The organism is Ruegeria sp. AK11, assembly GCF_056541095.1.
The window spans coordinates 44,451-57,923 of sequence record NZ_JBQFXU010000010.1 but is presented as its reverse complement, the minus strand read 5'-3'; the positions used below and the strand labels follow the sequence as shown (position 1 = coordinate 57,923).

At 58.1% G+C, this 13,473-nt stretch carries 15 protein-coding genes; 8 read left to right on the top strand and 7 right to left on the bottom strand.

Annotation, left to right across the window (positions count from 1 at the left end):
• The first annotated feature begins 114 nt into the window (after positions 1-114).
• Genes ACR0D9_RS17390 through ACR0D9_RS17380 form a run of 3 tightly spaced genes read left to right on the top strand, consistent with a single transcriptional unit; the run spans position 115 to position 2,197 of the window.
• On the top strand, positions 115-858 hold the full coding sequence (locus tag ACR0D9_RS17390; RefSeq protein ID WP_480539630.1) for an SDR family oxidoreductase: 744 nt from the start codon (positions 115-117) through the stop codon (positions 856-858).
• On the top strand, positions 855-1,463 hold the full coding sequence (locus tag ACR0D9_RS17385; RefSeq protein ID WP_480539629.1) for an enoyl-CoA hydratase/isomerase family protein: 609 nt from the start codon (positions 855-857) through the stop codon (positions 1,461-1,463). Before ACR0D9_RS17390 ends, ACR0D9_RS17385 begins: the two co-directional genes overlap by 4 nt.
• Positions 1,460-2,197, top strand: a complete 738-nt coding sequence (locus ACR0D9_RS17380) for a VOC family protein (RefSeq protein ID WP_480539627.1) — start codon at positions 1,460-1,462, stop codon at positions 2,195-2,197. The genes ACR0D9_RS17385 and ACR0D9_RS17380 overlap by 4 nt, the downstream gene beginning before the upstream one ends.
• On the opposite strand, the gene ACR0D9_RS17375 is transcribed toward ACR0D9_RS17380, so the two are convergent.
• A complete protein-coding gene (locus ACR0D9_RS17375; protein ID WP_480539625.1) occupies positions 2,198-2,494 on the bottom strand; it encodes an HNH endonuclease in 297 nt (98 codons plus the stop codon).
• Between the two features lie 48 nt (positions 2,495-2,542).
• On the opposite strand from ACR0D9_RS17375, the gene ACR0D9_RS17370 reads away from it, so the two are divergent.
• Positions 2,543-3,727, top strand: coding sequence for a TIGR03862 family flavoprotein (locus ACR0D9_RS17370; RefSeq protein WP_480539623.1), 1,185 nt, complete (start codon positions 2,543-2,545; stop codon positions 3,725-3,727).
• A 1-nt stretch (position 3,728) separates the two neighbouring features.
• On the opposite strand, the gene holA is transcribed toward ACR0D9_RS17370, so the two are convergent.
• The 4 genes from holA to ACR0D9_RS17350 all read right to left on the bottom strand — a co-directional run bounded on the left by holA (position 3,729) and on the right by ACR0D9_RS17350 (position 8,327).
• Positions 3,729-4,757: a DNA polymerase III subunit delta gene (gene holA / locus ACR0D9_RS17365; protein WP_480488599.1), complete on the bottom strand. Its 1,029-nt coding sequence runs from the start codon at positions 4,755-4,757 to the stop codon at positions 3,729-3,731.
• Positions 4,754-5,245, bottom strand: a complete 492-nt coding sequence (gene lptE / locus ACR0D9_RS17360; RefSeq protein ID WP_267364334.1) for an LPS assembly lipoprotein LptE — start codon at positions 5,243-5,245, stop codon at positions 4,754-4,756. Before lptE ends, holA begins: the two co-directional genes overlap by 4 nt.
• Complete coding sequence (gene leuS, locus ACR0D9_RS17355) at positions 5,232-7,769, bottom strand: leucine--tRNA ligase (RefSeq protein WP_480539621.1); 2,538 nt, start codon at positions 7,767-7,769, stop codon at positions 5,232-5,234. The genes lptE and leuS overlap by 14 nt, the downstream gene beginning before the upstream one ends.
• Before the next feature lie 72 nt (positions 7,770-7,841).
• Positions 7,842-8,327, bottom strand: a complete 486-nt coding sequence (locus ACR0D9_RS17350; protein ID WP_480484184.1) for a DUF3576 domain-containing protein — start codon at positions 8,325-8,327, stop codon at positions 7,842-7,844.
• A 281-nt stretch (positions 8,328-8,608) separates the two neighbouring features.
• Here ACR0D9_RS17350 and ACR0D9_RS17345 point away from each other — a divergent pair, with 281 nt between their 5' ends.
• Together ACR0D9_RS17345 and ACR0D9_RS17340 are read left to right on the top strand one after the other, a co-directional pair.
• Positions 8,609-9,628 carry a porin gene (locus tag ACR0D9_RS17345; RefSeq protein ID WP_480539619.1) on the top strand — a complete coding sequence of 340 codons (1,020 nt, stop codon included), beginning with the start codon at positions 8,609-8,611 and terminating at the stop codon, positions 9,626-9,628.
• Between the two features lie 99 nt (positions 9,629-9,727).
• Positions 9,728-10,387 (top strand): YggS family pyridoxal phosphate-dependent enzyme, encoded by a 660-nt coding sequence (locus ACR0D9_RS17340; RefSeq protein WP_480488603.1) that lies wholly within the window; start codon positions 9,728-9,730, stop codon positions 10,385-10,387.
• Here ACR0D9_RS17340 and ACR0D9_RS17335 read toward each other — a convergent pair.
• Both ACR0D9_RS17335 and ribA read right to left on the bottom strand, forming a co-directional pair.
• Positions 10,371-10,871, bottom strand: a complete 501-nt coding sequence (locus ACR0D9_RS17335; protein WP_480488605.1) for a L,D-transpeptidase family protein — start codon at positions 10,869-10,871, stop codon at positions 10,371-10,373. The two genes, ACR0D9_RS17340 and ACR0D9_RS17335, sit on opposite strands and share 17 nt — an antisense overlap.
• Positions 10,868-11,959 carry a GTP cyclohydrolase II gene (ribA, locus tag ACR0D9_RS17330; protein WP_480539617.1) on the bottom strand — a complete coding sequence of 364 codons (1,092 nt, stop codon included), beginning with the start codon at positions 11,957-11,959 and terminating at the stop codon, positions 10,868-10,870. The genes ACR0D9_RS17335 and ribA overlap by 4 nt, the downstream gene beginning before the upstream one ends.
• 162 nt (positions 11,960-12,121) lie before the next feature.
• On the opposite strand from ribA, the gene ACR0D9_RS17325 reads away from it, so the two are divergent.
• Both ACR0D9_RS17325 and ACR0D9_RS17320 read left to right on the top strand, forming a co-directional pair.
• Positions 12,122-12,808, top strand: coding sequence for a response regulator transcription factor (locus ACR0D9_RS17325; RefSeq protein ID WP_171724917.1), 687 nt, complete (start codon positions 12,122-12,124; stop codon positions 12,806-12,808).
• A gap of 238 nt (positions 12,809-13,046) precedes the next feature.
• Positions 13,047-13,439 carry a GFA family protein gene (locus ACR0D9_RS17320; protein WP_267364337.1) on the top strand — a complete coding sequence of 131 codons (393 nt, stop codon included), beginning with the start codon at positions 13,047-13,049 and terminating at the stop codon, positions 13,437-13,439.
• Positions 13,440-13,473 lie beyond the last annotated feature (34 nt).

The following is a 13,473-nucleotide window of genomic DNA, read 5'->3' as shown; positions in this document are numbered from 1 at the left end:
GGCGCATGGTCGGGGTTGTGGCACCTATCGTCAAGGGGGCAAGGGCTGGACCATTTCCCCGTTTCCGCGTTACGGCTGTTGCCGGGATCGATAACAATGCGTGAGGAGAGGCGAATGCAGGGGAAAACAGTTCTGATAACCGGGGCCAGCCGTGGCATCGGGGCCGAAGCGGGGCGCGTTTTTGCCGCAGCCGGGGCCAATGTCGCATTAGTGGCCCGCAGCCGAAATCAGATTGATGCCTTGGCCGCTGAACTGGGTGATCAGGCCATCGCGCTGGCCTGCGATGTCAGCGATTTCGCGCAGGTCGAGCAGGCTGTGGCCACATGTGTGGATCGGTTCGGTGGGCTGGATGTTCTGATTGGCAATGCCGGTGTGATCGATCCAATCTTTCATCTTACAAACGCCGATCCTGAGGCCTGGAGCAAAGCCATCGATATCAACCTCAAAGGTGTTTTCTACGGGATGCGTGCGGCATTGCCGGTGATGCGGGCCGCCGGGGGCGGAAGCATTCTGACCGTCTCGTCCGGCGCGGCGTCCAACCCGGTTGAGGCGTGGAGCCATTATTGCGCGTCAAAGGCCGGGGCAAAAATGCTGACGGAATGCCTGCATCTGGAAGAAGCCCAACACGGTATTCGCGCCATGGGGCTGTCGCCGGGGACGGTTGCCACGGATATGCAGCGGTCCATCAAGGCAAGCGGCATCAATCCGGTCAGTCAACTGGACTGGGACGCGCATATTCCCGCAGACTGGCCAGCACGTGCCTTGTTGTGGATGTGTTCCAAGGACGCGGATGAGTATTTGGGAACGGAAATCTCGCTGCGTCTGGAAGACATCCGAAAAAGGGTTGGGTTGATATGATCGACCTGAGGAAAGAGGATGGCCTGTGGGTCGTTACGATCAACAATCCCGAAAAGGCAAACGCCCTGACCGGAGCGATGCTGAATGAACTGGTCGGGATTGCCGAGGCCGCAACCAGCGCGCGGGCGCTGATCCTGACGGGCGCGGGCAAAGTGTTCAGCGCGGGGGCCGATCTGGACGAGGCGCGCGCCGGTCTGGCCACCTCTGACGTCTGGGAAAGACTGTCCGGTGCCATCGCCGCATTGCCCTGTCTGACCATTGCCGCGTTGAACGGAACTTTGGCTGGCGGGGCCAATGGCATGGCTTTGGCCTGTGACCTTCGCATTGCGGTGCCAACAGCCAAGTTCTTCTATCCGGTGATGAAGCTGGGGTTCCTGCCGCAACCGTCCGATCCGAAACGGCTAGCGGCTTTGGTGGGCCCGGCCAGAACCAAGTTGATCCTGATGGCAGGTCAGAAGATCACCGCGCAAGAGGCGTATGACTTTGGTCTGGTTGACCGGATCGTCGAGCCCGATCATCTGATGCAAACCGCGCGTGACTTTGTGGCAGACAGCGTGAACGCTGACCCCGTTGTCGCCAGGGATATCGCAAGGATGTGTTCATGAGGATTTCGGCCGTTCGGTTGCGGGTCGCTGACCCGGAAGGACTGGCCCTATTCTATCGCGACGTTCTGGGTATGCGGGTTGACCGGCAGGGGTCAGGTTGCCGCGTCGGCTACAACTCGGAAGATGCGGACCTTCTGCTGTTGCCGGGTGGTGGCGGATACACCCATGACCGGGGCCAAAGATATTGGAAGATCGGAATTACCGTTCCTGATGTCGATCTTGCGGCAGCGCATCTGCGCGCGCTGGGTACTGCGGTAAGCACGCCGAGCCAGTTTTTGGATATCGGGTACATGTGCCATCTGGCTGATCCCGAAGGGTTTGTCATCGAATTGCTGCAACATGATTTCGAAGGTAACAAACCGGCGCAGGTTGCAGATCCGGATGCTCCGTTTGCGCAGGCCCGGATCGGTCAGATAACCCTTCGGACCGGTGATATCGCAGGTGAAGACGCGTTTTGGCGCGCGCAAGGTATGTCCTTGCTGTCGATGCAGGAGGTGGCCCCCCATGGCTTTGATCTGCATTTCTACGCCTTTACCGACGAAACCCCTCCAAACCCCGATTTGTGGGCCGTCGAGAATCGCGAATGGTTGTGGAAGCGACCGTATACGACATTGGAGTTCCAGCATCTTGCGGGTGCGCAGTTTGCGCCCGTACCGGATTACCAGGGAATAGAAGTCGAGGGGTTGGCCGCACCTTTGAAAGACGCCTTTGGCGATCCGGTCCTGCCTGGCTGATCACCTGTTGCGTCGCTTGCCCGGAACTTTCGACCGAAATCCGGGTGGGCGTTTACGCACCCAGATCAGGAATTTCTCAAGCCTGGGATGCGCGCGCAAGGCTGCGACCGTCTTGTAACTGCGCGCCAGTTCGGCCTCGGTCAGGGTGGCATGGACCTCTTTGTGGCAAATCTGGTGCAGAAGAACGGTGGGTCCGCCCTTGCCTCCTTTGAGTTTTGGGATCAGATGATGCAGGCTGCCACCCCCGCTGGGGATTGGGCGGTCGCAGAGCGGGCAGATCGGATCGTTGTTCGCCATGATGGTTTGAAACTTGCGTCGATGGACGGCGAAGGCAAGAGGGTGCGAATGGCGCAGGCAGTCGTGATCGGAGCAGGCCCCGCAGGGTTGATGGCGGCCGAGCAACTGGCCGAGGCCGGGCATTCCGTGCTGGTTGCCGAAGCCAAGCCTTCGGTTGCGCGCAAATTTCTGATGGCAGGTAAATCGGGGCTGAACCTGACAAAGGACGAACCGCCTGAGACACTGATGCGGTCGTATGCCAATGCGGCGGACTGGTTGCGCCCGATGATCACCGCCTTTGATGCGCAAGCCGTGCAGCACTGGGCGCGTGGATTGGGCCAGACATTATTCACGGGCTCCACCGGGCGGGTTTTTCCCGAGACCATGAAGGCGTCGCCCTTGTTGCGCGCATGGCTTGCGCGACTGGACGCAGCCGGGGTTGAGATCAAAACCCGTTGGCGATGGAAAGGTTGGGAAGCTGATGCGCTGGTATTTGAGACCCCGGACGGGCCGCAAAACCTGATTGCTTCTGTAACCGTTCTGGCACTGGGCGGGGCAAGCTGGGCCCGCCTTGGGTCGGATGGTCAGTGGGCGCAAATCTTGTCCAGCAGGGGCGTGGAACTGGCACGGTTCGAACCTGCGAATTCAGCCCTGTCGGTGGACTGGAGCCCTCATATGCAGCCACATTTCGGGGCGGCGCTGAAATCGGTTCGGTGGATGGCCGGTGACCAGGATAGCCGCGGCGAGGCCGCAATCTCGGCAACCGGGCTGGAGGGAGGCGGGCTTTACACCCTCACCCCTGCTTTGCGCAATGGGCAGCCACTTTATGTCGATCTGGCACCTGATCTGGACCTGCAATCCTTGCGGGCGAGATGGTCGTCCAGAAAGTCGAAAACCACGTTTTCGCAATGGATGAGAAAATCGTTGAACCTGTCACCGCAGAAGATTGCCGTGTTTCACGAGATGGCAAAACGCAGTCAGTTGCCGCTGCCCGGCGAAGTGGAGGTTCTCAAGAAACTGCCAATCCTGCACGCGGGGCTGCGACCGATGGATGAGGCCATTTCGACGGCAGGCGGCGTGAAACGATCCGCGTTGGATGACGGGTTGATGCTGAAAACCATTCCGGGTGTATTTTGCGCAGGTGAGATGCTGGATTGGGAAGCGCCAACCGGGGGCTATCTTTTGACGGCCTGTCTTGCCACGGGTCGCTGGGCCGGTCGGGCCGCTGCCGACAGGCTGGATCAGGTCAGATAACTCAGCGCGACCGCGCAAGCATCGCCAGACGAATCATAGCACGCTCAACCAGAGCCATTGAGGGGGCTGTCTGTCCGGCGGATCGCAGGGAGAGGTCGGTATCCGTCAGAACGGTCAGCGCAGTTTGCAGCTTGGGCGCCCCCCAGCCCTGTGCCTGACGCAGAATACGGTCACGGCGTTTGCCGTAAACCGGCGGACGCAACTTACCGATACCCTGCGCAGCACCACCCGGATCCGAGGCGCAGGCATAAAGTGTGCGGAAATGCCGGGTTGCCCCAATACACAGGGTTACCCCGTTGGTGCCTTGTGCCTGCAACCGCCGGATCAGCGGCCCGATCTCACCGGCGCGGCCTTCGGCAACCACGTTCAGCACGTCGTCAAGCGCCGCCTCGGTCGAACGCGGGGCGCAGACTTCGAGGTCTTCCATGGTCAGCTCAGAGTTGTCACCGCGCTTGTAAAGCGACAGTTTCTCAACGGTTTGGGTGAAGTCACCGGGGCTGAGACTGTTGGCCAGTTCGCTGATGGCAGACATGACATCGTGGGGGATGTTTTTCAGATGCGCTTCGGTCAGAACCCGCTCGACCTCTGCGCGCGATGGCGGGTCGTCATAAATGCCTATCGCATAGGCCGCAGAATGCCCTTCGAACGCTTTGCGGATTTTCGAGTTTGGTTTCAGCTGACCAGCCGTCACGATGATCTGAGCGTCGCCGGGGACCCAATCTTCAAGCGCGGCCAGAATCGCAGGCGCGGCGGTTTCCGTGGCGTCTTCCACAAACACCGCGCGCGGGCCAGGGAAAAACCCAACCGCCTTGACCGCGTCCAGCAGCGACGCCGGATCGCCGCGCAAATCACCGCCCGGCAGGCGGGTCAGGCGCATTTCCTCTTCCGCACCGGGACCAAGCAGTGCGGCCAGAACCTGTTGCCGCTTAAGCGCCACCCGCATGGCATCCGCACCATAGATCAGCAGCCCGGTCTTGTCCGCATCCGGCTTGGCGAAATACCCGTCAGCCTCGCGCGGGCTCAACTTCATTTGGACAAGCCCGGCGTAGAATACAGGCGGTTCACGATATGCCCGGACAGGATTACCATCAGGCGTTCTTTCGCATCGCGTTCGTCAGCCAGCGTCGACACGGTAGAGCCCGAAGCAGAATAGCCCACAAAATCGGTTACGGTGCCGGACGCCGCGACTTGCCCGGTTTCGTTGGATTTCAACGCGTATTGCGCCCGTCCATCAATCGTGTACCGCGTTGTCTCGTTCGTCGTGGTTATGGCCGCGCCGCGGGTTTCGGTCGAGACCTGAACATCCAGAGTGTAATCGCTGACAGATCCCGCGCTGCGGCCCAGTTGGTGTTCAAGGTTTTGAACCAGAAGATAGCTTTCGACGGTATTTGGCGCAGATACCGCCACCCGACCGAACAAGGCTGAGCCTGACCCGCCCGGAGCATAAACCGGTTGGAAGCCGCAGGCAGCCAGTACCAGCGGCATCACAAGCAATGTTCTGCGATCAAACAACGACATTCACAATCCGGCCCGGAACAACGATCACTTTTTTCGGCGCGTTGCCATCCAGCGCCTTTTGGACAGCTTCGGTGCTGAGCGCGATATTTTCAACCTCGGCTTTGTCCATATCTTTCGGAACGCTGATTTCCGCGCGACGCTTGCCGTTGATCTGGATCGGCAGGGTGACGGTGTCATCAACCAGCATCGCCTCATCCGCGACGGGCCACGGGGCGACGGCCACAAGGCCCTCACCACCCTGATGCGCCCAGATATCTTCCGCCAGATGTGGTGTCATCGGTGACATCAACTGGGCCAGTGTTTTGATCGCTTGTTTCTGAGCCGCCGCACCGGCCTTGGATTTTGCCAGCGTATTAGTGAAAGCATAAAGCTTGGCTATGGCGGCGTTGAAACCAAAGCTTTCGACACCCAATGTCACGTCGCGGATGGTTTTATGCATCTCGCGCAACAGGTCCTCATCGCCTTCGCCCGCTGCATTGGCCTCCATGGTACCGATCCTGTCACACAGATTCCAAACGCGATTCAGATGCTTATAGGCGGCTTCGGCTCCTGCCGCCGTCCATTCCACGTCTCGCTCGGGTGGCGAATCGGACAACACGAACCAGCGGGCCGTGTCGGCCCCAAAGGCTGAAATGATGCTGACTGGATCGACCACGTTTTTCTTGGATTTCGACATCTTGGCCGAAGGGATGATTTCGACCTCAGTACCATCGGCCAGTTTGCCGTCGGTCACATCCTCGGGCAGGTGATAGACCGGCCGTCCGTTGGCGTCGCGCGTCTGGTAGATCTCATGCGTCACCATGCCTTGTGTGAACAGCGCGTCGAACGGCTCGATGGCCTTTTGGGGCAAGTGACCGGTGAGGTTCATCGCCCGCGCGAAGAAGCGTGAATACAGCAGGTGCAGAATCGCGTGTTCAATGCCGCCGATATACTGGTCGACATTCATCCAGTATTCGGCCTCGTCCAGATCGGTGGGTGTTTCCGCACGCGGAGCGGTGAAACGGGCGAAATACCACGACGAATCGACGAAGGTATCCATCGTGTCGGTCTCGCGCTTGGCCGGTGCGCCACAAGACGGGCAGGCGCAATCGCGCCAGGTCGGGTGTCGATCCAGCGGGTTGCCGGGCTTGTCGAATGTCACATCGTCGGGCAGGCGGACCGGCAGGTTTTCTTTCTTCTCGGGCACCACACCGCAGCTTTCGCAATGCACGACGGGAATCGGACACCCCCAATAGCGCTGACGGCTGAGGCCCCAGTCGCGCAGACGGTATTTGGTGACACCCTCGCCCCAACCCGCTTTTTCAGCAAAATCGACGGTGGCGTTGATCGCCTCGTCACCTGTCGCCTCGGTCAAACCTGCAAAATGGTTCACCCAGCGAACTTTCTCGGTTTTCGGCGGGACGAATGCAATTTTGTCGACCGGCGTGTCGTCATCCAGCGCAAAGAAGGTATCGACCACGGGCAGGCCGTACTTACGGCAGAAGTCGAGGTCGCGCTGGTCATGTGCAGGGCAGGCAAAGATTGCGCCAGTGCCGTAATCCATCAGGATGAAATTGGCGATCCAGACCGGCAGTTCCCAGCTCGGGTCCAGCGGGTGCTTAACCTTGATGCCTGTATCAAAGCCCAGCTTTTCGCCAGTTTCGATGGCTTCTTCCGTGGTGCCACCTTTGCGACATTCGGCCACAAATTCAGCCACTTCGGGGTTTTCGGCTTCAAGCTGTTTTGCGATCGGGTGATCGGGCGAGATGCCAACGAAAGATGCGCCCAGCAGCGTGTCGGGGCGGGTTGTATAAACGGTGATCGGCTCTCCGCCATCAGTGCGTTCAAAGCCGAATTGCAGACCGCGCGACTTGCCGATCCAGTTCTCCTGCATCAGGCGCACCTTGGCGGGCCAGTTGTCCAAAGTGTCCAGCGCGTCCAGCAATTCTTCGGAATAGTCCGAGATCTTGAAGAACCACTGGGTCAGTTCGCGCCGCTCTACCAATGCGCCCGAACGCCAGCCACGACCATTTTCAACCTGCTCGTTGGCCAGAACGGTCATATCGACCGGGTCCCAGTTCACCACAGCGTTTTTGCGATAGACCAGCCCGGCATCAAGCATATCGAGGAACAGCGCCTGTTGTTGGCCGTAATACTCGGGGTCGCAGGTCGCGAACTCACGTGACCAGTCGATGGACAGGCCAAGTGGTTTCATCTGATCGCGCATGTCTGCGATGTTGCTGTAGGTCCAGTCCTTCGGATGACCCCCGATAGCCATCGCGGCATTTTCCGCAGGCATCCCGAATGCATCCCAGCCCATCGGGTGCAGCACGTTGTGACCCGTCGCCAATTTGTGCCGCGCGATGACGTCACCCATCGTGTAGTTGCGCACATGCCCCATATGGATTCGGCCAGACGGGTAGGGAAACATCTCAAGCACATAGTATTTCGGCTTGTCCGCCTTGTGGTTGGCGGTGAAGATCCCGGCCTTGTCCCAGGCCTCTTGCCATTTTGCTTCGATTTCGGTGGCCGAGTAGCGCGACATTTTGCGGTCCTTCGTGAATGAAAACGCCGGGTAGGAACCCGGCGTGGTAATATTGTGATTTTCGGCGGGTTGCTAGAACTTGTTGTCCGCTATGCGTAGCTGTCGGGCGCGCGACAGAATCGCATCCTCGACTGCGCGGGATGTTGCCGCACTCACCGGGGCCCCTCCGCTCGATTGAAGCGCTACCGACAACGAGCGCGCGGCAAGCGCCGGATCGCTGATATGAACAGTAGCCCGGTAGGATCGGCCGCCGCCCGGAGGTGTGCCGTAACCCGTTACGATTACACCGGTAAACGGATCAACCTCCTGCACGGGCAGGAAGCTCAGTACATCCAGTGAAGCCGCCCACAGATACCGGTTTACGTTTGTGGTCTGCTCGGCGGTGCTGCGGTCAAAGATATCCCAGATAGTTGCCCGATCGGGGTCATTCAGCTCTTGTTCGTCCGAATTGCCGCCAGCGATGTTCGGGGAGTATGTTGTCGAAGCGTTTCGATTCTGCCCACATGCCGAAAGAGCAGCGGTCAGCAGGATCATTCCCAAAATCGTCGGCAGGCGCATTGCAAACAGGTCCTGTTTCACTTGTTCTACAGTATTCAGGGGATACTCCTAGCCAAGGACCCCCGCTGCAACAAGCCCATTCTTCTGAAATGTAAGTGTATCAGCTGCATCGGGGCGAAAACTGACTGTGGCATCCTTGCACCAATTTGACCTCAATGACGCCGACGTCTTTATGCCAAGCTTGCGCAAAGGGGGCAAAAAGAGCGAAACGGTGTCCGTGCTGAGACATGTGCCGAGGCATATGTCGAGTAGATAACTCTTTTGAAACCGAGGGAAACAAGATGAAAAAAGTTCTCTTCGCATCGACGGCGCTGATTGCGACCGCAGGCGTTGCAGCAGCTGAAGTTAACTTCAGCGGTTATGGCCGCTTTGGTATTGGTTACGTTGAAGATCGTAGCGGTACCGTTGTAAACGTCCAGACAACCGGTACCGCGACAGGCGTTGGTACTGCCGTTGTTCAAACTGACGACGCGATCCTGGTTTCGCGCTTCCGTCTGAACATCGACGGTTCTGCAGAAACCGACGGTGGCGTTCGTTTCGAAGGCCGCGTTCGTCTGCAAGCTGACGAAAACAGCGGCAACGGCGAAGCAAACCGCGCTGGTCTGAACGGTGCACGCTTCTCGGTCATCTACGGTGGCCTGCGTGTTGACGCCGGAAACGTTGCAGGTGCCTTCGACAACCTGGCAAACTACTACGGCAACGAAGTTGGTCTTGAGCTGTTCGCTGGTCAGTACTCGGGTGTTAACTACAACTTCCTGGGCTACACTTCGACCGGTTCGGGTTCGAACGCCGTGTTCTTCCAGTACTCGGTTGGTGACTTCTCGTTTGGTGCATCGTACGACCAAGCGACTGTAGCTCTGAACGGCGTGCCTATGGACGCAGACCGTTGGGACATCAGCGCAACCTACACCTTCAACAACATCACAGCTGCTTTGGCCTACGGCCAGACCGACGCTGGTGTTGCTGGTGTAAGCGATCCGAGCCTGACCGTTCTGACCCTGGGTGGTGAATGGGGTGACTTCGGCGGTACTCTGTTTGTTGCAGACGACGCAACTCAGGTTGCAGCAACTGACGGCACCGCATGGGGTCTGTCGGCAACCTACAACGTTGGCGCTGCAACAACCCTGATCTTCGCTTACGGCGACGGTAACGCATCTGCTGATACTCAGCAGGTTGCTCTTGGCGCGATCTACGACCTGGGCGGCGGTGCATCGCTGCGCGGTGGTATCGGTGTCAACGACTGTGACAGCTGCACAGACTCGACCTTCGTTGCTGACTTCGGTGCTCAGTTCAACTTCTAAGCTGATCTGAACCGCAAGGTTTAAGGGCGGGTCTTCGGACTCGCCCTTTTCTTTTGTGCCGACTTGGTGTTTTTCTGCGCAAAACAGGATGAGGGTCCCATGTCGTTGCAAGACGTCACCGCACGTATCGCCAAAGCCGAAGCCAAGTCGAACCGACCGGCAGGTTCCGTCAAACTGATTGCTGTGTCCAAAGTGCAGCCGAATGACAGGGTGCAGGCAGTTCTAGAGCAAGGGCACAGATGTTTTGGCGAGAATCGCGTGCAGGAGGCGGCAAGCAAGTGGCCCGCTTTCAAAGAACAGTTCGAGGGTATTGATCTGCACCTCATTGGCCCGTTGCAGACCAACAAGGCCCGTCACGCAATGGAACTGTGCGACGCGATCCATTCGGTAGATCGACCCAAACTGGCCAAGACACTGGCGCGTTTGGCACAGGAAATGGGAAACTGCCCGAACCTGTTCATTCAGGTCAACACCGGCGAGGAAGACCAAAAGGCCGGTATCCTTCCTGTGGACGCGGACAGTTTCATTGCCGAGTGCAGGTCGTTGGATCTGCCCGTGCGTGGATTGATGTGCATTCCTCCGGTCGATGAGGAGCCTACTTTGCACTTTGCGCTATTGGCCAAAATCGCTGCACGTAACGGGCTTGATGGATTGTCTATGGGGATGAGTCACGATTTCGAACAGGCCATCGCTTTGGGCGCAACCCACGTCCGTGTTGGCTCGGCCATCTTTGGCGAACGGGTTAAACCTCAGGAATGATCAGCCATGATCCGGGGGCAATGCGCTGTGATATCCAGTGCAGATGGTCCCGGCGAAAGGCAACGCAGCCTTCGGTTGGATAGCCGGGTCTGCGCCATTGGTGCAGAAAAATTGCCGATCCCCTGCCCGGAACGGCGTTTGGCCAGTTCCAGTCGGTTAACAGAATCAGGTCGTATAAGGGGTCGGCGCGGCGCAACTTTTCATGGCTGAATGCATAGGGTGCGCTGACCATGTGGTTGTATCTGCTTTCAGACACGTCGTCAGACCACAAGTCCCGCGGGCCAATGGCGCGGGCCCATTTGCTGGGGGCGGCCATTCGGTCGGCCCGGTATAGCATGCCGACGATTCGATGATGTCCAGTTGGGGTCGCGCCATCGCCTTCGCGTTTTGCGTTGCTCAACCCGCCTTTGCCCACGGAACAGGGGAACACCCTGCCAAGAAACCGGATGCCTCGTGGAGTTAGAACAAGATCGTTTGGGGTCAAAGCAGATGCCCTGACTTCTTGGCCTTGGTCGCCAGGTATCCCCGGTTGTGAGAGGTTTCGCCAACCTTCAGAGGGACACGCTCGGTTACTGCGATACCTGTCCGTTCCATCATGGCGATTTTGGCCGGGTTGTTGGTCAGCAAGCGGACAGAGTTGAAACCCAGCGATTTCAATATGTCCGACCCAAGCCGAAAATCACGCTCATCATCCTCAAAACCCAGCCTGTGGTTCGCCTCAACGGTGTCAAAACCCTGATCCTGAAGGAAATAAGCGCGCATCTTGTTCGCCAGACCGATACCGCGCCCTTCCTGATTCAGATACAGAAGAACGCCTGCACCTTCTGCCCCCATCTGTGCCAGGGCACCGCGGAGTTGCGGGCCGCAGTCACATTTCAGGCTTCCCATCAGATCGCCGGTGAAACAGGCAGAATGCAATCGGGCCAGCACAGGCTTGTCGCGGTCCGGGCGACCGATCTCGACGGCATAGTGCTCTTCACCACCGTCTTCAGGTCGGAAGACGTGTAACCGACCGGCTTCGGACACCTCCATCGGAAGGCGGGCCGCGACGACTTCGTGCAAAGTACTGCGATCCGCCAGATGAGGCGTGGCGCGCGTGTGATCAATGCAGGTCAAACCGTGCAAAGCGGCAAATGCCCTGCCGTCCTCGACAGGTACCACGACCACAGCGGGAAGGATGCGCGCGGATTTGGCCAATGCTATTGCGATACGGTGCAGATTGGCATTGCCGTGCCGCTCGGTCATCAACGGGCCCTTCATGGGCGCGTTCAGATCGTCGGAAGGATCAGCAACCGCCTGTACCCACGCGATATCTGCATCCGCCGGGATCGAAACCCGCGCCAGATCCCCGTCGTACGCCCGCGCTTTCAGGGTTTCAGCGCGTCGCCCAGTTATGGCCACCACCGGATTCCCTAGTTTTTTCAGGTCGGCCAGACGCTGCGGGCTGAGCGTTTCGGCAGAAACCGCAAGCACGCTGAAGCCACTGTCATCGGTCAGCGCAACGGGAACGCCCATGCGCAGATCGGCCCGGGCCCGGGCGAGAAGTTCCGTGATATCGGGGATGAGACTCATCAATGTTACCCTATAACGCTCAATCTTTCTCCTAGCCCTTTCGAAAGGAAATGTGAAACATTTCCGCGAACTCTGACACGAAGGCGTGAAACGGTTGCAGCAAATCTTGTTGATTGCATATTCCACGCGCAAGTGATGGAAAAGCGTTTGGAGGACCGGGAAATGGCTCAACTCAAGAAAATCCTGCTGGTGGACGATGACGAGGACCTGCGCGAGGCGCTCAGCGAGCAACTTGTCATGACCGAAGACTTTGACGTGTTTGAGGCGTCAGACGGTCACTCTGCCATGGAGCGCGCGCGCGAAGCGATCTATGACCTGGTCATTCTTGATGTGGGTCTGCCGGATACCGACGGGCGCGAACTGTGCCGCCTCATGCGCAAACAGGGTGTCAAAAGCCCGATCCTGATGCTGACCGGTCATGACAGCGATGCCGATACGATCCTGGGCCTGGATGCCGGCGCGAATGACTATGTTTCGAAACCATTCAAGTTCCCGGTGCTTCTGGCACGTATCCGTGCGCAGCTTCGCCAGCATGAACAATCCGAGGACGCAGTATTTGTACTTGGCCCCTATACGTTCAAACCGGCGATGAAGATGCTGATCACGGAAGAGGACAGAAAAATCCGCCTGACCGAGAAGGAAACCAACATCCTCAAATTCCTGTACCGCTCGACCGACGGCGTGGTGGCGCGGGATGTGCTGCTTCACGAAGTTTGGGGATATAATGCTGGTGTTACAACGCACACGCTGGAAACCCACATCTACCGCCTGCGTCAGAAGATTGAGCCCGATCCGTCAAATGCGCGCCTTTTGGTCACAGAATCCGGTGGATATAGGCTGGTGTCTTAACTGGGTGTGGATTGACTTGGATCAAAGTGATACCCTGTACTCATAATTAGGTTACTCCCAACCCGCGCATGTCCGGGTTATGACATGCACCTCCCTGTTGGACTGCCGGGCCGAATGGCCCGGCTTTTTTCTTTTCTGAAGGACGAAATCATGTGCCGCCTGTACCGTCACAGGCGTTGCGAAACCTTGTGTGTTCCTGTAATGTTCTATTTCTCGCGAAGGGTTGGAGGAGCGCGTGATGATTGAAGGAAGCTGTTTGTGCGGGGCGGTGAAGTTTAACCTGAAGTCTCAACCATCCGTGATGGGAACCTGCCATTGCTCAAGATGCAGAAAAGCCGGGGCCAGCACAGTCGTATTTGTCAACAAAGAAGACTTGGTGTGGGTTCGGGGCAGGGAAAACGTAACGCTGCACCAGCCCGATCCGCCCTACAAATACGGCAGGTGTTTCTGCACGAAATGCGGGACATCTTTGGGCGAAATCATTTCAGAAGCAGATAGTTTTCCAATCGCAGCAAATGCACTGGATACCGGGTTAGAGCAGAAAGTTCAGTTTCACGAATTTGTTTCGGAAAAACCGGACTGGTACGAGATTTGCGATGATGCCCCCCAAAATGAAAGCCACCCGTCCTAGATTTTCTTTTCTGATGGTACCCCATCCCCCACCG